The 25613-nt window shown below is 40.4% G+C and carries 25 protein-coding genes; 12 read left to right on the top strand and 13 right to left on the bottom strand.

Going from position 1 to position 25613, the window contains the following annotated elements:
* The first annotated feature begins 37 nt into the window (after positions 1–37).
* Positions 38–1840 (top strand): hypothetical protein, encoded by a 1803-nt coding sequence (locus AC2D3N_RS19625; RefSeq protein WP_484691868.1) that lies wholly within the window; start codon positions 38–40, stop codon positions 1838–1840.
* A 58-nt stretch (positions 1841–1898) separates the two neighbouring features.
* Positions 1899–2435, top strand: coding sequence for a CDP-diacylglycerol--glycerol-3-phosphate 3-phosphatidyltransferase (pgsA, locus tag AC2D3N_RS19620; RefSeq protein WP_079680614.1), 537 nt, complete (start codon positions 1899–1901; stop codon positions 2433–2435).
* A 204-nt stretch (positions 2436–2639) separates the two neighbouring features.
* Here the strand turns inward: pgsA and groL are convergent, their stop codons facing one another.
* Together groL and groES are read right to left on the bottom strand one after the other, a co-directional pair.
* Positions 2640–4277, bottom strand: a complete 1638-nt coding sequence (gene groL / locus AC2D3N_RS19615) for a chaperonin GroEL (protein WP_079680613.1) — start codon at positions 4275–4277, stop codon at positions 2640–2642.
* Positions 4278–4394: 117 nt separating this feature from the next.
* Positions 4395–4706, bottom strand: a complete 312-nt coding sequence (groES, locus tag AC2D3N_RS19610; RefSeq protein WP_079680612.1) for a co-chaperone GroES — start codon at positions 4704–4706, stop codon at positions 4395–4397.
* A gap of 467 nt (positions 4707–5173) precedes the next feature.
* Here groES and AC2D3N_RS19605 point away from each other — a divergent pair, with 467 nt between their 5' ends.
* From AC2D3N_RS19605 to AC2D3N_RS19580, 6 genes are all read left to right on the top strand, one after another.
* Positions 5174–5611: a (2Fe-2S) ferredoxin domain-containing protein gene (locus tag AC2D3N_RS19605; protein WP_079680611.1), complete on the top strand. Its 438-nt coding sequence runs from the start codon at positions 5174–5176 to the stop codon at positions 5609–5611.
* Positions 5612–5875: 264 nt separating this feature from the next.
* The gene (locus tag AC2D3N_RS19600; protein ID WP_079680610.1) at positions 5876–6523 is read left to right on the top strand and encodes a response regulator transcription factor; all 648 of its coding nucleotides are present in this window, start codon (positions 5876–5878) and stop codon (positions 6521–6523) included.
* 378 nt (positions 6524–6901) lie between these two features.
* Positions 6902–7423 carry a LabA-like NYN domain-containing protein gene (locus tag AC2D3N_RS19595; RefSeq protein ID WP_026788799.1) on the top strand — a complete coding sequence of 174 codons (522 nt, stop codon included), beginning with the start codon at positions 6902–6904 and terminating at the stop codon, positions 7421–7423.
* Positions 7424–7525: 102 nt separating this feature from the next.
* A complete protein-coding gene (locus AC2D3N_RS19590; RefSeq protein WP_079680609.1) occupies positions 7526–9145 on the top strand; it encodes a 2-isopropylmalate synthase in 1620 nt (539 codons plus the stop codon).
* A 61-nt stretch (positions 9146–9206) separates the two neighbouring features.
* A complete protein-coding gene (locus AC2D3N_RS19585) occupies positions 9207–9404 on the top strand; it encodes a hypothetical protein (RefSeq protein WP_079680608.1) in 198 nt (65 codons plus the stop codon).
* A gap of 229 nt (positions 9405–9633) precedes the next feature.
* Positions 9634–10038 carry a hypothetical protein gene (locus tag AC2D3N_RS19580; protein WP_079680607.1) on the top strand — a complete coding sequence of 135 codons (405 nt, stop codon included), beginning with the start codon at positions 9634–9636 and terminating at the stop codon, positions 10036–10038.
* Here AC2D3N_RS19580 and AC2D3N_RS19575 read toward each other — a convergent pair.
* A complete protein-coding gene (locus tag AC2D3N_RS19575; protein WP_484693780.1) occupies positions 10035–11081 on the bottom strand; it encodes a glycosyltransferase family 2 protein in 1047 nt (348 codons plus the stop codon). The genes AC2D3N_RS19580 and AC2D3N_RS19575 overlap by 4 nt on opposite strands.
* A gap of 190 nt (positions 11082–11271) precedes the next feature.
* Here AC2D3N_RS19575 and AC2D3N_RS19570 point away from each other — a divergent pair, with 190 nt between their 5' ends.
* Positions 11272–12666, top strand: a complete 1395-nt coding sequence (locus tag AC2D3N_RS19570; protein ID WP_079680606.1) for an NACHT domain-containing protein — start codon at positions 11272–11274, stop codon at positions 12664–12666.
* On the opposite strand, the gene AC2D3N_RS19565 is transcribed toward AC2D3N_RS19570, so the two are convergent.
* The 4 genes from AC2D3N_RS19565 to lpxC all read right to left on the bottom strand — a co-directional run bounded on the left by AC2D3N_RS19565 (position 12663) and on the right by lpxC (position 15385).
* A complete protein-coding gene (locus tag AC2D3N_RS19565) occupies positions 12663–13106 on the bottom strand; it encodes a DUF29 domain-containing protein (protein ID WP_079680605.1) in 444 nt (147 codons plus the stop codon). The genes AC2D3N_RS19570 and AC2D3N_RS19565 overlap by 4 nt on opposite strands.
* A 22-nt stretch (positions 13107–13128) precedes the next feature.
* Positions 13129–13944, bottom strand: a complete 816-nt coding sequence (lpxA, locus tag AC2D3N_RS19560) for an acyl-ACP--UDP-N-acetylglucosamine O-acyltransferase (RefSeq protein ID WP_079680604.1) — start codon at positions 13942–13944, stop codon at positions 13129–13131.
* Between the two features lie 40 nt (positions 13945–13984).
* A complete protein-coding gene (gene fabZ / locus AC2D3N_RS19555; RefSeq protein WP_369821850.1) occupies positions 13985–14446 on the bottom strand; it encodes a 3-hydroxyacyl-ACP dehydratase FabZ in 462 nt (153 codons plus the stop codon).
* A gap of 102 nt (positions 14447–14548) precedes the next feature.
* The gene (lpxC, locus tag AC2D3N_RS19550; protein WP_079680602.1) at positions 14549–15385 is read right to left on the bottom strand and encodes a UDP-3-O-acyl-N-acetylglucosamine deacetylase; all 837 of its coding nucleotides are present in this window, start codon (positions 15383–15385) and stop codon (positions 14549–14551) included.
* A 100-nt stretch (positions 15386–15485) separates the two neighbouring features.
* Between lpxC and AC2D3N_RS19545 the strand changes: the two genes are divergently transcribed.
* From AC2D3N_RS19545 to AC2D3N_RS19535, 3 genes are all read left to right on the top strand, one after another.
* Positions 15486–16793, top strand: a complete 1308-nt coding sequence (locus tag AC2D3N_RS19545) for an AAA family ATPase (protein WP_079680601.1) — start codon at positions 15486–15488, stop codon at positions 16791–16793.
* 173 nt (positions 16794–16966) lie between these two features.
* On the top strand, positions 16967–17551 hold the full coding sequence (locus tag AC2D3N_RS19540; RefSeq protein WP_144017834.1) for a DUF4276 family protein: 585 nt from the start codon (positions 16967–16969) through the stop codon (positions 17549–17551).
* Positions 17552–17634: 83 nt separating this feature from the next.
* Complete coding sequence (locus AC2D3N_RS19535; protein ID WP_484691867.1) at positions 17635–18492, top strand: 2OG-Fe(II) oxygenase; 858 nt, start codon at positions 17635–17637, stop codon at positions 18490–18492.
* Here the strand turns inward: AC2D3N_RS19535 and AC2D3N_RS19530 are convergent, their stop codons facing one another.
* From AC2D3N_RS19530 to nadA, 6 genes are all read right to left on the bottom strand, one after another.
* Positions 18493–20727 (bottom strand): cache domain-containing protein, encoded by a 2235-nt coding sequence (locus AC2D3N_RS19530; protein ID WP_484691866.1) that lies wholly within the window; start codon positions 20725–20727, stop codon positions 18493–18495.
* A 205-nt stretch (positions 20728–20932) separates the two neighbouring features.
* On the bottom strand, positions 20933–21550 hold the full coding sequence (locus tag AC2D3N_RS19525; RefSeq protein WP_079680598.1) for a CP12 domain-containing protein: 618 nt from the start codon (positions 21548–21550) through the stop codon (positions 20933–20935).
* A 162-nt stretch (positions 21551–21712) separates the two neighbouring features.
* The gene (locus tag AC2D3N_RS19520) at positions 21713–22705 is read right to left on the bottom strand and encodes a pentapeptide repeat-containing protein (protein WP_079681041.1); all 993 of its coding nucleotides are present in this window, start codon (positions 22703–22705) and stop codon (positions 21713–21715) included.
* A gap of 30 nt (positions 22706–22735) precedes the next feature.
* Entirely contained in the window at positions 22736–23563 is an 828-nt protein-coding gene (locus AC2D3N_RS19515; protein ID WP_079680597.1) for a pentapeptide repeat-containing protein, read from the bottom strand.
* A gap of 129 nt (positions 23564–23692) precedes the next feature.
* Entirely contained in the window at positions 23693–24325 is a 633-nt protein-coding gene (locus tag AC2D3N_RS19510) for a TIGR04282 family arsenosugar biosynthesis glycosyltransferase (protein WP_079680596.1), read from the bottom strand.
* 191 nt (positions 24326–24516) lie between these two features.
* A complete protein-coding gene (nadA, locus tag AC2D3N_RS19505; protein ID WP_484691865.1) occupies positions 24517–25512 on the bottom strand; it encodes a quinolinate synthase NadA in 996 nt (331 codons plus the stop codon).
* Between the last annotated feature and the right edge of the window lie 101 nt (positions 25513–25613).

The following is a 25613-nucleotide window of genomic DNA, read 5'->3' as shown; positions in this document are numbered from 1 at the left end:
TAACTGATGACTGATAACTGATGACTGATAACTGATTATGAAATGGTATTTAGGAGTTGACTTAGGAACAACGGGAATATCCGCCGCTTTGTTACAGAGCGAAACCCAAAAAGTTTATCCGATTTATTGGCAAGCGGAACAGACAGAACTCTCTGGAATCGAGGATCTTCCCTTTACCTTTCGGCTAGCGGCGTCAATTTACTATTTAGATCCCCAGGAAGAAACCACTCAAGGCCTGATACAACGGTTTAAATCCTTATTAAACCTGGGAATTCCCTATCATTCAGTTAATTCTCCCGAGTTAACGGGGCTTCCCATGATTCAGTGGTCAGAACAACAGTCCCTCCCCTTGGGGGGGTTTCGAGAAGCGTGGACAGCGTTATTATCTACGTTGCATCCCCATCGAGTGTTGTCCGGTCGCAGAATTTCCCCATTAAAGCAGCCCAACCGGGAAATTTCCCCCATCATGGCTTTACCTAATTTTTATACTGTGGGTGCAGTGGGACTCGATACGGTCGAATTTCAGCAGGCGTTAAATTGTTTAGACGGGGTGGTTTTAGGCTGTTCCACGGCCTCGACAGAAGCCTATCGTTTCAATCTGAGGGAAGCCGTATTAGCAGCAGGAATCATCAAACGTCCTGAACAAATTTTTATTATTGAGGATGCGATCGCCACTTTACTCTATCAATTCTATCTCCATCCCCCCGATCCCAATGGCACAATTTTAATTATTAATATCGGCGCTACAACCACGGAAATAGCCGTAGTCCAACTTCCCCAGGATTTAACTGAATTTGTGGCTTCCCAAGTGGTTTGTCATCATTTGGCCTATGCTGGAGATGCCTTAAATCAGGATATCATTACTCAACTTTTGATTCAGCCAGAGGGTTCACCCTTCCCCACATTTAATAATATTCCAAATGTGGAATTTCCTGAACCTGGACATCCTGATTTAGCCAAACGTTATCGTTTACAACAAATTTTACAGAGTGATTCTACAGGATTAAAATTATTAGAAATTGCAGAAACTTTAAAATTTGAACTGCAACAAAGCGATCGCTATACCCTAACATTAAATAATTATTCTTGGGAAGTTTCCCAACGAGATTTAGAACAAAAGATTTTTATTCCCTTTATCCAACAGTTAAATCGAGAACTCAACCATCTTTTCAGTCATAATGGAATTTCTCCGATTAGAATTACTCAGGCCATTTGTACGGGAGGAAATGGAACTTGGCCGACCTTTAGCCGTTGGCTACGCCAAAAATTACCCAATGCGTTAATTACCCAAGATAGTCCTCACGATCAATATAATAGTGATAATAATTATTCCCATTGTAGTCGCTTGGCTTGGGGTTTAGCTGTATTACCCCTTTATTTTCAAGTCTTGGATATGTCTCGACATCAATACAGTGATTATTTTCTTTTAGCGGAACTACTGCGAGTTTTTAAAGAACAACCTTTATCTTTATCAGAGGTTTATCAACTCTTAGAAAATCGTGGGGTGAATACCCGTTCTGTTTCAGATCGAATTCTGGCTATTCTCAATGGAAAATTACCCTCGGGTTTCATTCCTTCACCTACTGATGCGATTTGGTTAACGGTAGAATCTCAAAATCATCCTGATTATCAAGGGTTACTTGAAGGATCATTATTCTATCAAGATGTGGATAATAATTATTTTATCAGTTTAGACCGCGCCGACCTGACCCGAAAATATTTAGCACAATTAAGTCTAAATTCCCTACAAAATTGGGAAGAACCCTTAATCAGTTATCAGTCATCAGTTAGCAGTTATCAGTTTAAGAGGGGAATTAGAGTTCAAAGTCCCCCTTATTAAGGGGGATTTGGGGGGATCTAATAAGATAATATAATAACCGAAAACTGATTACTAATTTATGAATTTACCGAATTGGATTACTATTTCTCGTTTGTTCGGAATCCCATTTATACTCTATTATTTACATGATCCAACTATTACTAATCGTTGGATTTGTTTAGGAATTTTTTTAATTGTAGCCAGTACCGATTGGTTAGATGGATATTTAGCGAGAAAACTAAATCAAGTTACAGATTTAGGAAAATTTCTCGATCCTTTAGTCGATAAATTATTAGTTTTCGCGCCCTTACTCGCCTTAATTGAGTTAAAAACTATTCCAGCTTGGGGAGTATTTTTAATCTTAGCCCGGGAACTAACTATTGCCGGATGGAGAGTCAATCAAACTCAAATTTCTGGAGCAAATATTTGGGGTAAACTCAAAACAGTCAGTCAAATTTTAGCGATCGCATTTCTAATAGCACCCTTACCCTTATCTTGGCAAACACCCAATTTAATTCTATTCTGGATAACCGTAGGATTAACCCTAATTTCAGGTTTAATTTATCTAATTCCCCAACCTTCCTTAGAATCAAGTGTTAAGAACATCAAAACTTAAAACAACCACAATCTCAATCTTCCCCATCACCTATCACGGATTTCAGAGGATTACGCAGATTAACCCTGCCCTCGACTTGATTGGGGGACAGATTAAAATCCGTGAAATCCGTGAAATCCTCTTAAATCAGTGATCCCTATTCCCCAATAAATAAGGGGTGACAAAAGCCACCCCATATCAAACTATAAATTAGTAATCAGGATCTTAGTAGTCGAAATCGCCACCCATACCAGCGCCAGCACCAGCAGGAGCGCCGTCTTTAGGTTCAGGTTTGTCAGCAACAATACACTCAGTTGTTAACACCATTCCAGCAATAGAAGCGGCGTTTTGCAGAGCAGAGCGGGTCACTTTGGCCGGGTCAACAATCCCCGCTTCAAACATATCCACAAATTCGTTAGAAGCCGCGTTGTAACCAACGTTGAAGTCTTTTTCTTTGACTCGTTCGGCGACCACAGCACCGTTAACGCCAGCGTTTTCCGCAATGCGTTTCAGGGGCGCAGCCAAGGCCCGGGACACAATTAAGGCTCCGGTTAAGGCTTCGTGGGTTAGGTTAGCATTAGCCCATTCTTCCAGTTGAGGAGCTAAGTGGGCTAAGGTTGTGCCACCACCCGGAACGATCCCTTCTTCAACGGCCGCTTTCGTGGCGTTGATGGCATCTTCCAGACGCAGCTTGCGATCTTTCATTTCGGTTTCGGTAGCTGCACCCACTTTGATCACAGCCACGCCACCAGCTAATTTAGCCAAGCGCTCTTGGAGTTTTTCTTTGTCGTAGGAAGACTCGGTTTCTTCCATTTGACGGCGAATTTGCTCACAACGGTTTTTAACAGCAACTTCATTACCTTCGGCAACGATGGTGGTGTTATCTTTGGTCAAGGTGATCCGACGGGCTTTACCCAGCATATCCAGCTTGGCGTTTTCCAGTTTCAGACCCGCATCTTCGGTGATTAGTTGACCACCTGTTAAGACGGCGATATCTTCCAACATGGCTTTCCGGCGATCGCCAAACCCAGGCGCTTTAACGGCAGCCACATTCAGCACACCGCGCAGACGGTTAACCACCAGGGTTGCTAAGGCTTCTTTTTCGATATCTTCAGCGATAATCACCAAAGGACGGCCAGAACGGGCAACTTGCTCGAGAACAGGCACTAAGTCTTGAACTAAGGTGATTTTTTTATCGGTAATTAACAGATAGGGTTCTTCGAGAACCGCTTCCATCCGTTCGGTATCGGTGGCGAAGTAGGGGGAGATATAGCCTTTGTCAAAGCGCATCCCTTCAGTGATTTCTAATTCGGTGGTCATGGATTTTCCTTCTTCCAAGGAAATCACGCCTTCTTTACCGACTTTATCCATGGCCGAAGCAATCATTTTACCGACTTCTTCGTCGTTTCCGGCAGAAATTGAACCGACTTGAGCGATCGCTTTGGAATCTTCCACTTGGCGAGCGTGTTCGGCGATTCTTTCGACTAAAAAGGTCGTGGCTTTATCAATACCGCGTTTGAGTTCAATGGGGTTAGCTCCGGCCGCCACGTTCCGCAGACCTTCTTTAACCATGGCGTGGGCTAGAACCGTTGCAGTGGTGGTTCCGTCGCCAGCGGCATCGTTGGTTTTGGAAGCGGCTTGACGAATCAAGGCAACTCCAGTATTCTCGATGTTATCTTCTAGTTCAATTTCTTTAGCAATAGTGACGCCATCATTCACAATTTGGGGCGCACCAAATTTTTTTTCTAATACGACGTTACGACCTTTGGGGCCAAGAGTAACGGCAACGGCTTCTGCCAGGATATCCATACCACGCTCTAGGGCGCGACGAGCATTTTCGTTGTAAATAATACGTTTAGCCATGTTTTGTCTTCAGGTTTTAGGTTGATAATTAGAAATGAATTTCACCAAGGAGTGGGTTTTAACCTTGTAGATCGGATGACAAATTTGTGGTGTACGATCTAGGGTTGAAAACACCGATTAGTTGACGATCGCTAAGATGTCTTTTTCGGCCAACAGAACAAATTCTTCGGTACCGAGTTTGATGTCAGTGCCCGCGTATTTGGAGTAGAGAACTTTGTCACCGACGCTGACTTCTAATTCCGAGCGGGAACCATCGTCGTTACGTTTGCCAGGGCCAACGGCGATCACTTCGCCGACCTGGGGTTTTTCTTTGGCGGTATCGGGTAGTAAAATTCCACCGGATGTTTTTTCTTCAGATGCACTAACTTTAACGAAAACGCGCTCACCAAGGGGTTTAACGGTTGATACGCTTAGAGATACAGCAGCCATTTATTAGCCTCCACTTTATATAAATATTCGGTGATCAGAGCTTGATCATTTCCTTTGAGGAATTCAAATTAGCACTCTCGATCCCTGAGTGCTAATTTACCGAAAAAAGCCTCCCCATTGCAACAGTCTAAGTTGTACGGGTTCCCGAACAAGGGAGCGGGGGAGGCAGGGGGAGCAGGGGAGGCAGGGGGAGCAGGGGAGGCAGGGGAGGCGGGGGAGGCAGGGGAGGCAGGGGAGGCAGGGGGAGCAGGGGAGGCAGGGGAGGCAGGGGGAGCAGGGGGAGCAGGGGAGGCAGGGGGAGCAGGGGAGGCAGGGGAGGCAGGGGGAGCAGGGGGAGCAGGGGAGGCAGGGGAGGCAGGGGGGTAGGGAGTAAGTAGTGGGTTCTCAGTCGCTGGTAATCAACAATCTACAATCAACAACTGTTAGGATGGATTTTTAGGGTTTTTTTGATCAAACTGCGTAATTCTATGTCATCTTCGTTGGAATCTGTGAGTATTACTGCCCCTGAGTCTGATTTAATCAAGGTCGATCTAGCTAAGAAGGTGCAGACCTTGGGATTAGATAAAATTGAGCGTCATATTTTTATTTGTGCGGATCAGACCAAGCCCCTCTGTTGCTCCAAAGAGCAAAGTTTAGAGGCGTGGGACTATTTAAAAAAACGATTAACTGAGTTAAAACTGGATCAAGTGACCGAGGGTAAACCCAGTTGCACCTTTAGAACCAAAACAAATTGTCTGCGTGTTTGTACTCATGGCCCTATTTTAGTCGTTTATCCCGATGGGGTTTGGTATCATTCCGCAACACCGGAGGTAATTGAACGGATTCTTCAAGAACATATTTTAGGTTCTCAAGTAGTCCAAGAGTATGTGTTTTTAACCCATCCTCTAGCCCATGACTTTTCCTAATCCCCATTTGGGTAAGGGATTAGAAAACCGATCTGTTAAAACTTTAAATGTTTTTTTCGTCAGTATTTTTAACTTAAGCAGGTTGTATTTCAGGTATAATCGATCTTGGATAAATTGTTGAGTAATCTATTATACTTGCGAATATATCTATATTTGGGTGATATCTCTTGATCGGAAATAAACCTCTAAACAGATATCACCAAACCAGATATCAAAAATCGACCTTAATGTTGTTGTCGGATTCGACCTTGGAACAGGTTTTAAATGAAGGATAGGAACGGAGATCAAAAACGACTCATGCTTGTGGATGATGACCCTAACCTGATTTTATTGGTCAGGGACTATTTGGAGTTTAGGGGATATGATGTGGTCACGGCAGAAAACGGTGTGATTGCACTGGAGATTCTCGAAGATGAACTTCCTGATCTAATGATCTGCGATATTATGATGCCAGAAATGGATGGTTATAGTCTGGTGAAAAAAATTCGAGAAGACCCCCGCACTGGATGGATTCCTGTTCTGTTTTTATCGGCTAAAGGTCAAAGTCAGGATAAGGTTAAAGGCTTAAATACCGGAGCAGATGTCTACATTGTCAAACCCTTTGAACCGGAAGAATTAGTGGCTCAAGTGGAGTCCTCCCTGCGCCAAGCCGCTCGTTTAACCAGCAGCCCAAGTTCTAATCTGGATAATAGTGGCCCTAAACTGCGAGTGCGTCGAAATGTACAACTCACCCCGACGGAATTAAGGGTTGTTCGCTTAGTCACTCAAGGTTTAGCTAACCGTGATATTGCTCGGATTATGAAAGTCAGTCAGCGCACAATTGAAAGCCATGTCAGTAATATGTTGGGAAAAACAGGTCTTCATAATCGGACAGAACTAGCCCGATGGGCGCTAGAAAGCAAAAAATTCTAGCTGAGTCGGTCATCAGCCCCAGGTCTGTGGTTTGGGAAAATGTCGGATGAGTGGCTCCATCAGGGATTTGGACTTTTATTGTTTTCCATAGCTTTTCCCAGAACTCCTAAGAGTATTGTAAATTTTCGTTAAACATATAATTAAAGATAATCATATATGATATTTTATAAACATAAAATTATATGAATAACCAAGATATATTAGTGTTGACTGCCAAATTAATGCAGTAGGATCAAATTATATCTTTACATCTATCGAATAAAATATTTATGGCAAGACAACAGCCTTTGTTGAGGCATATACTTTATTTGATTATGGATGTTAAGATAGAATATTTAGATTAAATTCATTTCTACAAATATTAGGTCTTAATTTTCTATGCCTAACGTAAAAAACCGTCTTTCTATTTTTGTGGACGGTAACAATATGTTCTATGCTCAACAAAAAAATGGTTGGTTTTTTGATCCCCGTAGGGTTTTGACCTATTTCAAAACAGAACAAGTGGATATCACCCTGGTCAATGCCTTTTGGTATACAGGACTCAAAGACCCCCAAGATCAAAGAGGATTCCGAGATGCTCTGATTAGTCTAGGTTATACAGTTCGCACTAAAATTCTCAAAGAATACTACGATGATAGTTCCGGTCGGTATTCCCAAAAAGCTAATTTAGATATTGAAATTGTTGTAGATATGTTTAATACGGTAGAACAATATGATCGGGTGGTTCTATTTAGTGGAGATGGGGACTTTGAACGAGCGATTGAACTGTTACGATCTAAAAATACTCATATTACCGTTGTTTCTACAGAAGGAATGATCGCCAGAGAACTGCGTAATGCCACCGATCGCTATATCGATCTTAACGATATTCGAGAACAGATTGAAAAAACGGACTATTAATCAGTTATCAGTGTAGAGACGTGCCATGGCGCGTCTGTACCAGTGTAGAGATAGTACCAGCAGCAGGCCTGTACGAGTAATCTTACAAGGAGATTTTCTTTTATGAAATTTCAACCTAACCCCGACCGAATTATTATTTTTGATACGACTTTGCGCGATGGCGAACAGTGTCCGGGGGCTACCCTGAATGTGGATGAAAAGTTGGTGATTGCTCGACAATTGGCCCGTTTAGGGGTGGATGTGATCGAGGCGGGATTTGCGATCGCTAGTCATGGGGATTTTGATGCAGTTTCTCGAATTGCCGAAGCAGTAGGCACAGAAGATGGCCCGGTTATTTGTAGTTTAGCCCGATCGGTGAAAGGGGATATTGAGGCGGCGGCGAAGGCGGTTTCTCCGGCTTTCCATCGTCGAATTCATACCTTTATTGCCACCAGCGATATCCATTTGCAATATAAATTGAAAAAAACCCGCTCTGAGGTCTTGGATATTACCTCGGAAATGGTCGCCTATGCCAAATCCTTTGTGGATGATATTGAGTTTTCCCCCGAAGATGCGGGACGGTCTGACCCGGAATTTTTGTATCAAGTTTTGGAGCGGGCGATCGCAGCCGGAGCCACCACGGTTAATATCCCAGATACCGTCGGTTATACCACCCCGGCGGAATTTGGGGCGATCATTAAGGGGATTAAAGAAAATGTCCCCAATATCGACCAAGCGATTATTTCCGTCCATGGTCATAATGATTTAGGTTTGGCCGTGGCTAACTTCTTAGAAGCGGTGAAAAATGGGGCGCGGCAGTTGGAATGTACAATTAATGGCATCGGAGAACGGGCCGGAAATGCTGCCTTAGAAGAACTGGTAATGGCCTTGCACGTCCGTCGGCAGTATTTTAATCCTTTTTTGGGTCGAGATCCAGAATCAGAAGCCTCCTTGACCAATATTGACACCCGCCAAATTTATAAAACCTCTCGCTTGGTGTCTAACTTAACCGGGATGTTAGTCCAACCGAATAAGGCCATTGTCGGGGCGAATGCCTTTGCCCATGAGTCGGGAATTCATCAAGATGGGATATTAAAACATAAGCGCACCTATGAAATCATGGATGCTCAATCGATTGGGTTGAATGATAACCTGATTGTTTTGGGCAAACATTCCGGCCGCCATGCGTTTCAATCTCGGATGCGGGAGTTGGGATTTGAGTTGACCGACCCGGAGGTGAATAAGGCGTTTATCCGGTTTAAGGAATTGGCGGATAAGAAAAAAGAAATCACCGATTGGGATTTGGAAGCCATTGTTAAGGATGAAATTCAGCAAACCCCGGAATTATTCCATTTGGAATTTGTCCAGGTATCCTGTGGCAATCAAGCCCGTCCCACGGCCACGGTTACAGTCCGTACCCCCGATGGTCAGGAATTAACCGATGCAGCGATTGGGACTGGCCCGGTGGATGCGGTCTATCAGGCGATTAACCGAGTCACCAATGTACCAAATGAGTTAATTGAGTTTTCTGTGCAGTCGGTGACGGCGGGAATTGATGCGATCGGAGAAGTAACGATTCGGTTACGTTATCAAGACCGGGTGTTTTCTGGTCATGCGGCTAATACCGATATTATTGTAGCCTCGGCTCAGGCCTATTTGAATGCCCTGAATCGTTTGTCTGTTTTCATACAGACCCAGAGTGTGCCCCAGTCTCAAGAAGTTGTCCAAAGTTCGGTAAGTTAATTAGAAGGAAGTTGGCGGTGTATATTCACCCGTCAACTTTCAACCTATAATCCTAAATTTCATGAATCCAGAACCTTCGGAACAAGAGAAAAAAATCAAACAGGAAATGTTGTTGCAATATGAAGCAGCAACGATGAAAACCAAAAAAATCTTTATTGTGGTGATGGCAATTTTGGCTTTATTTTTGGCTGGGTTAGGATTATTAACCTTTAAAAAAGCTAAAACGATCAATACCCCGGTGGAGAGAATACAAAATTAATGGTTAGGTCTGCTGGTTATACAGGGAAGTTCTGAGATTACCCTGGGGTTTGCTTATGACTCTGATTAAAAATTTAAACCAATGGGAAATTAGTTAATGTTAAACTGGGGGGTAGAGTAAATAATAGGTAAATCATAAAAAGCCGTCCTCAAACAGCCTGTCTTGAGCTTGTCGAAAGGATTGTCGAAGGGACGGAGCTTTATACCGAATTTTTTGGTAAGGACGAATCATGTTACCCCAACCGATATCTGACGATCGTGCGCTAAGTCAGTCTTTGCATCAGGCGTTAATTAAACGTTTTCATGATGCTCTCCCTCCCTTAAACCAGTCCCAACTTTCTGAATGTAGCTTTGGTTTTGCTCCTAGTCCCACCGGAGTCAAAACCTTTTTTATTGTTACCCCTTCCCTATTTGTAGCGGAAACATTACTGGTGGATCTTGATCAAATTGTTGAACAAGTCCAAACCTTAATGATTGGAGTTGGACAGGTGGCTGTGTGTATTCAACCTCAAAACAATCCCGTGGAAACTCCGTCCTCCTCGTTAGTTTGTCACCCGTCCGCAACTTTTCATCCCGAATATATGATGTGTAAAGTCTTTCCCGTCAACAGTGCCATTCCCAGTTTAGAAGATTAATTGGTTTTTGAGTTATTGCTGTTACCATGAGATTCGATCACTTCCCGAACTCTATAGATCGGTCGATCTTGGGATTCGTGATAGGTTCGCATTGAGAGTTCCGCCAACAGACCAAAGCAAAAAAGTTGAATTCCGGTTAGGGTCATGAGCACCGCTAGGGTAAGTAAGGGACGAGCGGCAATCTCTTGGCCCAAGACCAGGCGAATAAAACTCAAATAAGCACCCACAACAATTCCAATCGCAAAAGCTAATATTCCTAACAGACCAAAAACGTGCATGGGTCGAGTTAGGAATTTTTTGATAAAAGAAATGGTTAACAGATCCATCACGACTCGGAAGGTACGATCTAAACCATACTTACTCTGACCAAAACGACGAGCATGGTGGTTAACAGGAATTTCAGTAATTTTTGCCCCTTCAATAAATGCTAAAGCGGGTAAAAATCGGTGTAATTCTCCATAGAGGTTCATATCGGCGATTAACTCAGTCCGGTAGGCTTTGAGAGAACAGCCATAGTCATGTAACTGCACCCCGGTCATTTTGCTAATCAGCCAGTTCGCAATTCGGGAAGGAAGTAAACGGCTCAGTTTGGCATCTTGTCGATTTTTCCGCCAACCACTGACGACATCATACCCTTTACCCAATTCCCTTAGCAGGAGAGCAATATCCTGGGGATCGTTTTGTAAATCGCCATCCAGGGTAATAATCACCTGACCCTGGGAATACTTAAACCCCGCCGCCATGGCTGCGGTCTGACCATAATTGCGCCGGAGAACAATGGCTTTGAGATGAGGATTAATGGCGGCTTGCTGTTTCAGGAGTTCTGTTGACCCATCGCTTGACCCATCATCGACACAGATCAATTCATAAGTTAAACCCAGATAGGCCATATTTGTATCAATCGCTTCGATCAATCGCGGTAAACTTTCTACTTCATTGTAAATAGGTACAACAATTGAAACAGCTAAGGTGTGGGAATCAAAAATCAAATCTCCATATTGAGGTTCTGGAGTTTTTAAAATTGGCGGTTGTGAAATATCCATTTCCATCTGTTTAACTCGAATGATCAAATATCCGTCCAGACTACTTACACAGCTTTAGACTGTTTTATTGTAGGGGTTTGAAGACAAAATTCCTACGGTTTTTTTCGCAGAAGATTTAGCATTGCTATATACTGGTGGTATTTTCACGGAAACGGGTAGGTTACGGTTTTTCACAAATCCTAAATTTTCAATGCCACAATTGACTACTTCCCAGATTCAATTAGACAATCGTCAAAAATTGCTGCTTCAAGTCCAAAATGAAGTGAGACAGTATCGCTTACAATCGTTACATCGAGCGGTATTAACTTATTTAGCTCAAGAAACGCCACCCTTAAAAATGCGACGAACCTGGGATGTGGAGTTAAAAGTGAGTCATCATCCGAGTGTTCGTTTAACGAATGATACGGGAATTATTCAGGTTTTTGATCGTTTAAATGGCAGATTATTAATTTTAGGCGCGACCGGTTCGGGAAAAACCACAACCTTGATCGGATTAACTAAAGTATTAGTTAGTCGCGCTCAAAATGATGTTGAAGAACCTATGCCGGTTTTACTGGATTTATCAACTTGGAAGAATCCCGATCAATTGATTATAGATTGGATTGTAGAACAACTGCATATTAAGTATGGAATTTCTATTGCTGTGGGTCAAAATTGGATACAACAGCTGCAAATTTTACCTTTAATAGATGGATTAGATCAAGTTTCTTTCAATAAACAAGTTCAATATATTCAACAAATTAATCAACTGTTGAATGGGGATGTTTCTCCTTTACATTTGGTGATCTGTGCTAATGTTATAAGTTATCAAAAACTTTCAGAACGCTTGGATTTGAATGGGGCTATTTTCTTACGTCCCTTAACAATTCCCCAAATTCAAGATTATCTAATTAATTCTCGTAGTCGAGAACTTTGGCATAATATTGAAACTGATAAACCCTTATTAAATTTAGCAAAAACACCGTTATATTTAACGATGATGACTTTAGCTTATGAAGAAATTTTGATCATGTCTTGGAAACATCTTAATTCCTTTGAGGAACAACGGGATTATTTATTTAATGCCTATATTCGTCGTCAACTAAATCAGGATATTCATAAATCGCAATATCTCCCGGGAAAAGCTCCTAAATCCGAAAGTTTTAGACGATGGTTAGGATGGTTAGCAACTCGACTAACAACCGATGAAGTCACAGAATTTTCAGTTAAAAAAATACCGATTCATTGGTTAGATGAGAATGAACAAAAACCACGTTATAAATTGACATTAAAGTTGATTTTAGGTTTAATTTGGGTCATCGTGATCGGGATTATGATCACCGGAATTATTAGTAAAATAAATTTGCTATTAATTATTGGGATAGGGTTGGGATTGTTATGGGCAATTGGATTAGAAAAATCGAGTTTAAAGCAAAAAATAGAACAGTTTGTAATCCGATGGATTCTTTGGAAAGATGGCAATATTCCCTGGAATTATCAACGGTTTTTGAATGATGCTACGGATAAATTATTATTACAGAAAACAGGCGATCGTTATCGTTTTATTAATCGTTTATTGCAAGATCATTTTTCTCATAAAATCTAAACCGGAAACCAATCAATATCTAGTAATTGCTCAAGGATATAAGGACATTCTGGGGGAAAGTTGACGGAATTTTGAGTTTTAATCTTGACAAATCCTAACGCATCCTGATAGATAGAATCCAATTCCAATTCTAAATAATTACGGAGATTTGTGGTAATTTTTCGTCTCAACTGAACTCTAAAGGTATACATTTCTTCTTTCTGGTGAACAGCATTATATTCAGCTTCACTTGTCCAATATTGCAGTAACAATAAATGACGGATAATCTGTTCTAAAAGACTCGCTACCGCGTTTTTCTTTTCTCTCCCCAAATCCTCTAATTCCTCAATTAAGTTTTCTACATCTAGCTGTTCAAATTGGTGATTTTTAATTAATTTAACAGTTTCTTCTAACCATTCAGCATCATCTAATTCATAGAGAGATTTTAAATCTATCATCATCAATGACTCACCTCCTCATTGATTAATCTTCAGTGGTTTTGCGTTTTCCCCCGGGAGTCATTCCCCGACGTCCGGGATCGGTTTGAGACCGCTTAATAAACTGGCGTAAATGTTGAATCGCCACATGATCTGGTAATAAATCTAACTGTTCTAACCCTTGGGTAAAAGAATATTCAGAACGATATAGTAAGCGAAAGGCTTTCTTTAATAAAGAAAAATCCTCGGAACTAAATCCGGCTCGTTTTAACCCGACTAAATTCAGCGATCGCACCCGAGAAGGATTCCCCTCAACTAACACAAACGGAGGCACATCTCGATCAATTCGGGTCATTCCGCCAATCATAGCCAATTGCCCAATATGCACAAATTGATGCACCCCTAAAACCCCACTCAATCGAGCTTTTGATTCAATATAAACATGACCTGCTAAGGCGACGGAATTGGCGATTACCACCTGATCTTCAATCACACAATTATGGGCAACATGAACATAGGCCATCAATAGATTTTGATTCCCAATAATCGTCGCGTCCCCGGCATTTGTAGCGCGATTAATCGTGACATATTCCCGAATCAGATTATCATTGCCAATTTTAACTAAACTCAAAGAACCATCATATTTGAGATCTTGAGGTTCGGAACCAATCACCGCCCCGGGAAAAATTTGATTGCGATCGCCAATTTCCGTGCGGCCATGAATCACCACATGGGAATCAATTACCGTATCCGCACCGACCTTAACATATTCCCCAATCACAGCATAAGCGCCAACTTGAACCGTCGGATGGAGTTCTGCACCAGGATGAATCACAGCAGTGGGGTGAATTAAGGTCGTCATAGAAATTAAAATGGGTTAAAACCTAATAAGGTATAAGAATTCAGTCCACAAGGGAGAACATTAGTTCTCCTTCACAGGCCAGTTTACCATCGACTTCGGCGCGAGCTTGCATTTTACCAAAACGGCGTTGTTTCACGACTAATAATTCCGTAGTCATGATCAATTGATCCCCTGGAACTACGGGACGACGAAATCGGACTTTATCAATTCCCGCAAATAAAAACAAGCTTCCTTTCAAATCAGGAAGTTGAGTTAAAACCACTCCACCCACTTGGGCCATGGCTTCCACAATCAAAACTCCGGGCATAATGGGACGCCCCGGGAAGTGACCTTGAAAATGGGGTTCATTGATGGTGACATTTTTTAAGCCCACGGCCTTTTTCCCCGGGATATATTCAATAATTCGATCCACCAAGGCAAAGGGATAGCGATGGGGTAATAAATTTTGAATCTCCTCAATCATCAATACTGTTTCAGGATTCAACACGGGGGCGTCGTCCATATCCGATGAATTTAAGTTAGCGTTAGTGGTAGACATCATCAACCGTCGTAATAGGGGTTAGGGCGTGATCAGTAAGAGGGGAGGGAAGCCCGGTCGGGCTTACTACTTTGATATTTCCTGAACCAGTTGAACATGGAGATGGTGTCCGGCTTTGTATGCTAAGTAATGAGCTTGGGGCAGAAAACCCAATAAACTCAAATCCCCTACTAAGTCTAAAATTTTATGACGCACGGGTTCATTTGCATATCTCAAAGGTGGATTTAACCATCCTGATTTTCCGCAGACAATCGCATTATCCAGACTACCTCCTTTAATCAGTCCCGCTTGGCGTAACTGTTCTACCTGTTCTTCTAGGGTGAAAGTCCGAGCCGGAGCAATTTCCCGCGCAAAGATTTCAGGATTAGCCGTGTAACTATACCATTGATTGCCAATCGCTGGAACCGAAAAATCAATCCCATAGGTAAATCGGGTTTCGGATGCGGGAAAAGCGGCGACAAACCCATCCCCCTGTTGGACGGATAGGGGTTGGGTAATTTGAAAATGAGGGACATCCTGGGGAGGACTATCGAGAGGTTGACGTCCAACGGTGGCGATCGCCTCTACCCAATTTTGAGCCGAACCATCTAATAGGGGAACTTCCGGGCCATCAATTTCTATCCGGGCGTGATCAATTCCCATTCCGGTTAGGGCTGCTAACAAATGTTCAACGGTTCTAACTGTTGCGATTGAATTGCCTAATTCTGTGGATAAAGTTGTGGATAATACTGATTCTAATATAGCAGGAATTTTAGGAGTTTCTGGTAAATCAACCCGCACAAAATAGCGTCCTTCCCCCATATTTGCAGGTAAAACCCTAACAGTTGTGTTCACACCCGTATGTAATCCCACACCGGAACAACTAAACCCAGCTTTTAAGGTATATTCGCTCTTGATGCTCAATGTTTAATTCTCCTCTATTTTCAGGGTTTGTGTGTTTAAGTATTGCATATTTTTTTATTTTGTGATACCATGAAAAATCTGGTGATTATTGTCAAAATTTATGAATCAACCCTTATTGCATTTTTTGGCAACCAAAAACTACAAAAATTTATGTTCTGAGCAACCATTTTATCTGAGTAATCTGAATATATTTATCGGGTCAAATGGTTCGGGAAAAAGTAATTTTATTAGTTGTCTTAAATTCTTAAAAAATTGCTTAATTAATATTCCCGAAGAAAATCGAGGAGTGAGTGGTTTTGAAGATGCCATTTCCAAAATTGGTGGCACTAGAATTTTAGATAGTAGTGTGAGTAGTCCAGCAAAAGTTAATCTTTATTATTGTTTTTCCCAAATTTCCCAGACGAATAATCCTGAAAGAGACAGTGTAGTTTTTGACTTACAACTCTATACTGATAGGGGAGAAACTAGGGCGACAGTTTCAGAAGAATATTTATATGGGGGGGAAGATTTACATGATCCAGCCGACTCCGATCCTTTTTATTATTATAAATTACATAATAGAGGATTAGGTAAAGGAGTTGTATCTGTTTACGATCAACCCGGTCAATACTACCCAACTCATTTTGAAAGTTTAGACAATATTCCTACAAATTCTTTGGGCCTATCATCAATTACTAAAATTTTAGAAAATAGTCAATATCCTCCTGAAAATACACCGATTTATAGAATCAGGAGAGAATTAATTGACTTGGTTTCAAAGTGGCATTTTTATAATGCTAATAACATGGATTTAAACCAAATTAGAACCGCCGAGCCAAAGCTAGGACAAAGTGATATTTACTTATCTCAATCAGGCGATAACTTAGCTTTAGTTTTGGATAACTTATATAATCAAAATATTGATTTTGAGGAAAGTCTTAATTTAGCAATGAAATCCATTCTACCCAAAACTCGTCGAATTAGACCAATCCGTTCTGGTCGTTTATCTTTAACTGTAGAATGGCATTTTAAAGACACGAATGAACCCTTTTATCTCAATGAAATGTCCGATGGTACAGTGAGGATGTTGTGTTGGGCAACAATATTACATTCTCCAGTCCTACCTTCTTTGTTAGTAATTGATGAACCAGAATTAGGATTGCACGTTGCCTGGATGCCAATTTTAGCTGAGTGGATTAAACAAGCGGCTCAAAAAACTCAGGTGATTATTACGACCCATAGTCCTGATCTTTTGGATCATTTTACCGATTGTTTAGAGAATGTTTCTTATTTTGATTCCACTGATCAAACCCATTTTTCAATTAAATCCATTTCTAGGGAAATGTTAGAGCCAAAATTAACAGAAGGGTGGGAATTAGGTGATTTATATCGTGTTGGCGATCCGAGTCTGGGAGGTTGGCCGTGGTAGTATGGGTTTTTGCTGGAGGGGGTGAATCTGAAGTCGGATTGAGGAAAAAGGACGGAGCAGGAGAGGGAAAAACAGGAGGGTTAATCAATTTTTTAACAAACACTTTTCCGGGGTGCACATTTAAAAGAAAAACGCCATTTCGTCGAAAATCTGGCCCTAGACCTAATAAGTCCATGAGTTATGGAAGAACAGGTAAGAGTTTAATTGAGCAAATTCAAGAGGAATTACCAATTGCTTTAAAAGAAAAAAGAAATCAATGTGACCTGATTTTTGTTTTTGATGATTTAGATTGTCGTAATCCAGAAACACAAAGAAAAAAAATATCAGACTCTTTATCAAAAATACCAAATTGTGATGGGATTCCAATATTGATAGGGTTTGCCGCGCCTGAACTCGAAGCGTGGATTATTGCAGATTGGGATAATTCAATCGCTAAACATCCTGATTTTAGAGGAAGACAGCAACGGATGCGTTGGTGGTTAAGTACGCAAGCAAATATTTCTTTTGATAATCCAGAATCATTTAGTGAGTACGACTCTCAAAGAGATTGCTGTCAAGATAAACTATCAGAAGCACTAATCCAATCAAGTATTCAAGATGAAACTGATCGGCACAAACCCCGTTTTTCTAAAGGATATTATACCCCTATTCTTTTATTAGAAATTGATCCGAATAAAGTTAAAAAAAAATGCCCCTTATTCCGTCAAATGTATAATGACCTCCAAACTTTTTGTTGTTCTTTGAAGTCTTCAACCTAATACATGGTTTTTTATAAATTTCTGCCTTGGGGGGATCAAAACTGAGTATAATCAAGGAATTGATTTTATAAAAACTTTGATTTATGCAAAAAAAATCATCTCCACTGTTATCTAATATGGAAAAAAATCAAGACTACAATATCAGGTTTGATCAAATTTTAAATCAAGCCTTAGAAATAGTGAAGTCTAGTATTAATCAACCAGAAATTCCCTATGAGCAAAGGCTAAATGCCGCATTAAAAGTATTAGAAATAGGCAGATTATCACAACAGAAAGATTTTAATTCAAATTTATCCGATCTTCTCCCATCTTGCGATAATTCATCCCATAGTACCGAAGCAGAAGCAATTATTATAAATCCTGATTATGTACAAATTGATAATTTTTTTTCAGAGGAAGATTATCAAAAACTTTTAAACCTGACGCTCGCTAATCAAACTCATTTCTTTTCCTCAGAAGTGATTAATCAGGAATCAGAATATCGTCAATCCTATATTTTACTTCCTGAACACTTTGCAGAATTTCATGAATTAATTACCCATAAAATTCTTACCGCCAGACCGCAGGTGATGGAACAATTAAAAATACAAATGTTTTTAGTGGCGCATTTAGAAATCCAAATTACGGCTCACTTACATGGAGGATATTATAAAATTCATCAAGATGTAGATGGGGGAAAAGCAGCTAATCGTAAATTAACCTATGTGTACTATTTTCATCAAGAACCTCAAGGTTTTTATGGTGGAGATTTGAGGTTATATCAAACTAAAATTACCGGGGAATCAGCCATAATTCAAGAAAAATTTACTCAGATTCAACCTCGAAATAATAGTATTATATTTTTTGATAGTCGCTGTAAACATGAAGTTTTACCCGTGTATTGTCCCTCTGAAAAGTTTGCTGATGGTCGATTTACTCTCAATGGTTGGATTCATGGTTAATTAAGATTTTTGGATCATATTTTCCAGGACATTAAAAATCAAATCGAACCTAAAATGATCCACCCAATATTTTAATTCTTCCGATAACTCCTGTTTTTCTGGTGGAATTTTCTCAATTAAACCAAAAATCAAAGGTTCGTCTAAGGAGGAAATAGCTTGATATAATTGTTCTATCCATTCTAAGGACATTCCCGAAAAGCTTTCCACCGTTAGGTTAAAAGTTTTTAGGTTTGTTTGAGTATCTACATAAATTTCCTGATCAAAATTAGGGTTTATGGTTTCTACTTCGGTTTTTGTAAAAGATAAAATGTTATTAATTAATTTCAATAAATCTTCTCCACTATTATTAATACTTTTAATATTTTCTCGATCCTTAGGAGATAGGGTCTGAGAACTATTCATGATTTGGGTAAAACCTAAAATTATATTCAAGGGCGTTCGCAGTTCATGACTCATATTCGCAAGAAAAATACCCTTAGCACGGTTGGCGACTTCGGCTTTATCTTTGGCTTCTGCGAGTTCGGTGGTGCGTTGTTTAACCTGGGTTTCTAGGGTATGATTATAGTCTGCTAAAGTTTGTTCGGTTTGTTTGCGCTGACTAATATCTTGAAAGGCTGCGATCGCATAAATAATTTCACCTTGATGATTATAAATCGGAGTAGCCCAAATTTCAAGCAGAATAATTTTTTCTGGCTGATAAATTTGCAAATCATCTAAATAAATGGTTTCTCCAGCTAAGGCTCTAATAATCGGTAACTCCTCTGTAGGATAAAATTGATTTGTCCCCTGTTTATAAATTCTGTAAGTTCGACTTAAATCTTCTTTTTCTGCATTTAAAATAGCTTTTATTTGCAAAATTTCCAGACATTTTCGGTTCATATAATAAATTTTTCCCGTGGGTTCATGTACGGTAATCCCAATGGGAACAGCATCTAAAAATTGGTTCAAACGATGTTCATTTTCTTGCAGAATCGAAAAAGATTCTTTTAACTTATTTGCCATAAAATTAAAAGATGTTTCTAATTCTCCCAGTTCATCATAACGGTTAACTTCCGTTGTCTGATTCCATTCTCCTCGAGCAATATTTTTAGAGGCTTGATTGAGTTTTAGAATGGGTTTGATCACCCATCGAGCCGTCAATAAACTCATCAATAAAGCGACAAAAAATGCACACAAACCCAGTAAAAAAGTGGTTTGATTATTGGCTTTAATTTGTCCTAAAAAATCATTTTCTGGAACAACAATAACAATCAGCCATTCCAACCCCTTAGAATCCCGAAAAGGAACCAAACTTAAAAAATAGTTTTCTTGTTGGATTTTTAACTTAATTTTGGGGTTTTTAGGAAGTGATTTTAATTGAGAAAATTGCCTGTTTAAATACTGGGCTGTTGCCCGGGTGATAGGATTTTTACTTTCGGTGGCTAGAAATAATTTTTTTTCACCCTTAACCGAGCGAAAGGGAATTTCTCCCGTGGAAGTGGCTAACAATTTACCGGTTTTTTCAATAATAAAAGTTTGTCCTGATTTGCCAATTTTTAAGGTACTTAAAAAGTGACCAATCTGATCGAGGCGTAAAGTAGAGAGCAACACCCCGACCACCTGTTTGTTAGGATTATAAATAGGTTCTAAGGCACTAATTAATAAGGTCGGTTCCAACAAAGAAACAAATACATCACTCCAAGATGATTTTCCTGCTCGGACTGCTTTTTGATAACTGGGATGTTGACGCAGATCATAATTTTTGATAATCAACTTTCCCGTGGTACGATCGCCCTTTTCATTCACATTGAAACTATAAAAGTTCATCCCCACATCATCCCCCACCAGGTTAATATGAAGACTTCCACCTAATAATTTCTCTCCGCTTCGTTGTTTGTTTTTATCGGTTGTGATGGCAATATAAGCCATGTCGGGGTGGATTTGAATTTGTCGCCACAAATATTTTTCCCAGGGATATAAATTTTGTAAATTCAATAAATTGAGTTCAATTTGGATTAAGTTAACTTGATTAATTTGATGAGGAGTTTGTAAATAGAGTTGTAAATTTTTTTTAACGCGATCGCCGACTTCATCCATTAATTGGGTGCCTAAATCTTCAACTGTTTTCTGTCCAGATTGATAGGACAAATATCCCACTAATCCCACAATACCAGAAATTTGCAAGACAAAGGGAATTATAAAAATAATCCTTAAAGGGAGTTTAGCTAATATTTTATTTAAGAGGTAATCCTTCATCTCTTTTCCCTTGTTACTGTGGCTTTTTCCCCAGAATTAATCCCAAATTCCTACCGAAAACACACCCCCTCTATACTACTACTAGGTTAGAGGGGGAAAATGTAACTATTGATGGGCAACTTAAAAGCGAACAGGCTGCGTCCTGAGCATTAGTCAAACACCGAACACCGCAGGGATAATCCCCATCATTAAAGTTAATCAATGATTAGGTGTCATACAACCGAGCTTCTGCCGCATCGGGATTTTCTTCACAGTATAAATCAAAGGCAGTTTTCTCTAAACGTTCGGCTTTTTGGTGAGATGCTTCGGCTTCTAATTCCTCTACAATATCCCAAGCCGCGGCGCATTCTTTTGAGGTTGCTCCTTTTTCTGCACAAATCGCCCGGGCTTCATCAATTGACTCTTGAATCCGTTCTTCTAATAAAATACCTTTAGGATTTTCTACAAAGTCTCCCTTAGCCAGAATATCAGTTACAGAAACAATTCCCAGGAGCTCATCCTGAATTACAGGAGCGCGACGAATTCCGGTTTGAGCAAAGAGCCGCGCTACATATTCCACACCCAGGTCAGGATTCACAGAAATACAAGGTTTAGTCATAATTTCATAAACCCGGATTTTTTTAGGATCTTTCCCGTAGGCAGTGACTTTGTAAACAATATCGGTTTCAGTGACAATCCCATAGGCATCCTGTGGATGACGCCGTTCAACAATCAAGGCGCGTAAACACAGATCATTCATTTGTTCAACGGCATCGGCAACGGTGGCGGAACCCTTGATGGTGACCACCTCGGCGGTCATAATATCTCTAGCTTTAAGCATCATAGTGGCTAATTCACAAAAAACTCTATACTTATATTTTGCCTTGAATTGGCAATAAAAAAAAGGGTTGTTTTATTTACTATAAAATGTTAAAATTTGGCGATTCAAGACCTTTAAAAACTAGGATTTAAGAGGATGCAGAACCTCTGACTGGAAATAGCCATCTTAACCTGGATTAACTGTCCCATCCGAAAGGGTAGCCCCGGTTAAATTAACATTTGTCAAATCAACTCCTTCTAAGTTAGCACCGCGTAAACTGGCTCCATAGAGATTGGCACCTGCTAAATTAGCTCCAGATAAATCCGCTTTCCAGAGATAGGCATTTCGCAGGTTAGCACCGCGCAAATCGGCTTTTTTCAAGATAGCTAAATTCAAATTCGTTTCCATTAGCGCCGCATGGGTTAGAATAGCCCCGGATAAATCCGCCCGGATTAACATTGCATTAGTCAAATTACTACTGATTAGATTAGCTTCAACTAAATTCGCATCTTGTAATTTAGCCCGACTTAAATCCGCTTGTTTTAACTGAGTCTGGCTCAAATTAGCGGCAGTTAAATCACAATCTTGTAGATTAGTTCGGGTCATTAATGCTTGGGTAAAATTGACTCCACTTAAATCCAATCCCTGAAGATTTAGTTCTAATAAATGGGAATAACTCAGATTAATTCCGGTCATTTGGGTGTCTTTAAAAATTGCCCCTGTGAGTCTCGCGCGAGTCAAATTTGCCCAGTTTAAATTAGCTTGACTTAAATTAGCCCCGCGTAAATTTACACCCACCAAATTTGCCCCACATAAATTCACCCCGGATAAATTAGCCGCTCGCAAGTTAACCCCGCGTAAAATCGCACCACTGAGTTTAACGCCACTCATCTCAGACTTGACTAAAAACGCTCCTTCCAAGTTGGCTTTGGTCAAATCAGCATTTTTTAATTGTCCTCGACCCAACTTGACAAAACTTAAATTACTCCCGTACAAAAAGGCATTGGTCAAGTTAACTTCATGGAGTATAGCTCTTGTTAAATCTGCCCTGGCTAAAGATGCTCCAGTTAAATTAGCCCCAACCAAATTGACTTGACATAGATGGGCACCAATCAAGTTAACATGGTTAAAATCTCGTTCTCCAGCTAAATAACGACGCAACAGTTCTTGAGAATCAATAGTCGATTGTATTGGCACAGAACCTATCCATTATTTATTCGGTAAAATTGCTCCCCGGGTATCCGCATCTCTCAAATTCGCTTGGTCTAATTTAGTATCAATCATAATAGCTTCAATCAGATTGACACTACTTAAATTCGACCAGGATAATTTGGTGCGGTAAAGTCTAGCTCGGCTCATATTAGCCCCGCGTAAAGTTGTCCAAGTTACATTCGCCCCCCGCAGGTTGGCTTCACTCAGGTTAGCTTCACTTAAATCAGCCCCAATCATGGTGACTCGGGTTAAATCGGCTTCATGGAAATTAGCCCCAATCATCATTCCTCCACTCAGAGTCGCATTCGTTAAGTTTGCTCCTTCTAAGATGCTTTCTCGCAGAATCACGTTGGTTAGGTTGGCGCTTTCTAAAATCGCTCCAGTGAGATTAGCTTTCATCAAATTAGTTCGGACTAAGGTAGCATGGGTTAAATTCGCCCCCGCAAAATTCGCCCCCGCAAAATTCGATTCCGTCAGGTTAGCTTCGGTGAGATTAGCTTGAGTGAAGCTAACATTTTTAGAAGAAGACCCGCGCAAACTCGAACCGCATAAGTTGGTTCGGTTGAACTTGGTATCGCCTAAATAGCTCCCAATTAAGTTAACATCGCTTAAATCCGCATCGGTGAAGTCAACACCCGTAAACTTGGTTTCTCGAAAATTTGCCCCGACTAAGTTGGCTCCCACGAAGGAGGTATTTTCCAAGTTAGCTCGGGCTATTGTGGCTTCCCGGAGGTCAACACCCCTTAAATCTGCTCCTACGAGGCTAACGGCTCGAAACAGGCGCTCTCCTTCTGCATAGCGTTTTAATAATTCATCAACCTCCATATCATTAGCCTCACGAATAGTCCCAGTATTAATTTAGAATGACACAGCCGCATAATACTCCCTCCATCATCCCAGATTACTTAGGTTTTGGGGAGTCAGTCTGGAATCTCAATCTCTAGGAAATAGCCATCACAGGCCATAATACCCTAATTGTTCATTGCTAAATTCAGTAAAAACTAAATCTTCAGGACGATCAATATCTAATAATACAGGTAATTTACCGACGGATAAATTCAAGGTTTCACAAATCTTGAGGGTCGTCTCACAAACCGTTGCTGTTCCCCAAGCAATATCTTTAAATAATTCAGGAATATAACGTTTTAAACCAATTAAATAATATCCCCCATCCTTGGCTGGGCCGATCACAATATCATGATCTTGCAATAGTTTAAATCCCTCAGATAAAATATCAACAGTTAGTTCTGGGCAATCGGTTCCAATCATGAGAATCTGGTTTTTTTTCTCATAAAATGCCATTTGAAAGGCTTTTCCCATCCGATTTCCCAAATCCCCAAAACTTTGAGCATCATAAATTAAATCTGCTCCTAACCAATTTTGCATCACATCTAAATTGCCTCCAGTAAATCTAACTTCAATAGACAGAGACTCTATTTTTTGTAATTGTCGGGCTGTATTTAAGGTTTTTTCCGTCATTTGACGATGCAAATTTGCGGCTCCAATTTCTCCCACAACCGGAATTAACCTAGTTTTTGTTTTTCCGGGTTCGGGGTAGCGGGTGAAAATAATTAAATGTTTATTCATGAGTTATTGATCCGTTTAATATTCAGCAAGGAGATTTTTGATCTAGGTTTTATATAGCAATCATAAGTGATTCGTGAAAAAAAATGTAGGAGTTCACTCTCTAAACTAGACCTCGAATCGGGTTTAGAGAACGAACTCCTACCATAGAATATTACAATTTTGACAAAAATTGTGATTTTTCTGACTCCTTCCTATCCCTTGGGAACATTAATATTTTGACTCATTTCTAACATTCGTTGAATCGGACGTAAAGCGGCAATTCGGATTTCTTCAGAAAGGGTAATTTCGGGAGAACAATTTTTCATCGCTAAATATAGTTTTTCTAAGGTATTTAACCTCATATGCGGGCATTCATTACAGGCACAACTACTGAGGGGTGGGGCAGGAATAAAGGATTTTCCCTGGGTTTCCTTCTCCATTTGATGAATAATTCCGGGCTCGGTTGCCACAATAAAACTTAACTTAGGACTGTTTTTGACATAGTTTAATAATGCCGTGGTGGAACCAATATAATCCGCCTGATCTAAAATCGGAAGTTCGCATTCAGGATGGGCAATAATTTCCGCTTGGGGATGTTCAATTTTTAGCTGCACTAACTTCTTCTGGGAGAAGTTTTCATGCACCATACAAGCCCCCTCCCATAATACCATTTCCCGTCCCGTTTCTGCCATCACATATCGGCCTAAATTGCGATCGGGCGCAAAAATAATCGGCTGATTTTCAGGAATTTGCCGGACAAGCTCCACCGCATTAGAACTGGTGCAAATAATATCACTCATCGCCTTAATTTCGGCGGTACAATTAATATAAGACACCACAATATGATCGGGATATTTGGCTTTAAATTGAGCAAAAGCATCGGCCGGACAACTTTCAGCCAAAGAACACCCCGCATCCAAGTCCGGTAATAATACCAACTTATCAGGATTCAAAATTTTGGCCGTTTCCGCCATAAAGTGAACCCCAGCAAAAACAATCACATCGGCATCGGTCTGAGCCGCTTGTCGCGCTAGTCCCAGGGAATCTCCAATATAATCAGCAATATCTTGAATATCAGGATCTTGATAGTAATGCGCCAAAATCACCGCATTTAATTTTTGCTTAAGCTCTTGAATGGCGGCAAACAAATCCTCGGGTAAATCGGCAACAGTGGAACGGTTTGTCGCGGGAAGGGTGGATGTAAACATAGAACCTTATCGGAACTCTCAATATTGTTCAGGGTAGTTTAATTATAGTTGGATTCACCAAAAATGGGGATTCACCGTTGCCCCAAAATTGCTTATTCTAG

It is taken from the genome of Planktothrix sp. PLAVEN19ND, assembly GCF_057220675.1.
Note: the sequence above shows the minus strand (reverse complement) of the source record. Positions and strands in the feature narration are given on the sequence as shown.

Coding starts and splice junctions, on each gene's coding strand:
- AC2D3N_RS19530 (WP_484691866.1), bottom strand. CDS start 20,727: ATGAAGGATTACCTCTTAAATAAAATATTAGCTAAACTCCCTTTAAGG.
- AC2D3N_RS19540 (WP_144017834.1), top strand. CDS start 16,967: ATGAGTTATGGAAGAACAGGTAAGAGTTTAATTGAGCAAATTCAAGAG.
- nadA (WP_484691865.1), bottom strand. CDS start 25,512: ATGTTTACATCCACCCTTCCCGCGACAAACCGTTCCACTGTTGCCGAT.
- groL (WP_079680613.1), bottom strand. CDS start 4,277: ATGGCTAAACGTATTATTTACAACGAAAATGCTCGTCGCGCCCTAGAG.
- AC2D3N_RS19595 (WP_026788799.1), top strand. CDS start 6,902: ATGCCTAACGTAAAAAACCGTCTTTCTATTTTTGTGGACGGTAACAAT.
- AC2D3N_RS19570 (WP_079680606.1), top strand. CDS start 11,272: ATGCCACAATTGACTACTTCCCAGATTCAATTAGACAATCGTCAAAAA.
- AC2D3N_RS19580 (WP_079680607.1), top strand. CDS start 9,634: ATGTTACCCCAACCGATATCTGACGATCGTGCGCTAAGTCAGTCTTTG.
- AC2D3N_RS19535 (WP_484691867.1), top strand. CDS start 17,635: ATGCAAAAAAAATCATCTCCACTGTTATCTAATATGGAAAAAAATCAA.
- AC2D3N_RS19525 (WP_079680598.1), bottom strand. CDS start 21,550: ATGATGCTTAAAGCTAGAGATATTATGACCGCCGAGGTGGTCACCATC.
- AC2D3N_RS19585 (WP_079680608.1), top strand. CDS start 9,207: ATGAATCCAGAACCTTCGGAACAAGAGAAAAAAATCAAACAGGAAATG.
- AC2D3N_RS19600 (WP_079680610.1), top strand. CDS start 5,876: ATGAAGGATAGGAACGGAGATCAAAAACGACTCATGCTTGTGGATGAT.
- groES (WP_079680612.1), bottom strand. CDS start 4,706: ATGGCTGCTGTATCTCTAAGCGTATCAACCGTTAAACCCCTTGGTGAG.
- AC2D3N_RS19605 (WP_079680611.1), top strand. CDS start 5,174: ATGTCATCTTCGTTGGAATCTGTGAGTATTACTGCCCCTGAGTCTGAT.
- pgsA (WP_079680614.1), top strand. CDS start 1,899: ATGAATTTACCGAATTGGATTACTATTTCTCGTTTGTTCGGAATCCCA.
- lpxA (WP_079680604.1), bottom strand. CDS start 13,944: ATGACGACCTTAATTCACCCCACTGCTGTGATTCATCCTGGTGCAGAA.
- AC2D3N_RS19510 (WP_079680596.1), bottom strand. CDS start 24,325: ATGAATAAACATTTAATTATTTTCACCCGCTACCCCGAACCCGGAAAA.
- AC2D3N_RS19590 (WP_079680609.1), top strand. CDS start 7,526: ATGAAATTTCAACCTAACCCCGACCGAATTATTATTTTTGATACGACT.
- AC2D3N_RS19515 (WP_079680597.1), bottom strand. CDS start 23,563: ATGGAGGTTGATGAATTATTAAAACGCTATGCAGAAGGAGAGCGCCTG.
- AC2D3N_RS19625 (WP_484691868.1), top strand. CDS start 38: ATGAAATGGTATTTAGGAGTTGACTTAGGAACAACGGGAATATCCGCC.
- AC2D3N_RS19565 (WP_079680605.1), bottom strand. CDS start 13,106: ATGATGATAGATTTAAAATCTCTCTATGAATTAGATGATGCTGAATGG.
- AC2D3N_RS19545 (WP_079680601.1), top strand. CDS start 15,486: ATGAATCAACCCTTATTGCATTTTTTGGCAACCAAAAACTACAAAAAT.
- fabZ (WP_369821850.1), bottom strand. CDS start 14,446: ATGGACGACGCCCCCGTGTTGAATCCTGAAACAGTATTGATGATTGAG.
- AC2D3N_RS19575 (WP_484693780.1), bottom strand. CDS start 11,081: ATGGATATTTCACAACCGCCAATTTTAAAAACTCCAGAACCTCAATAT.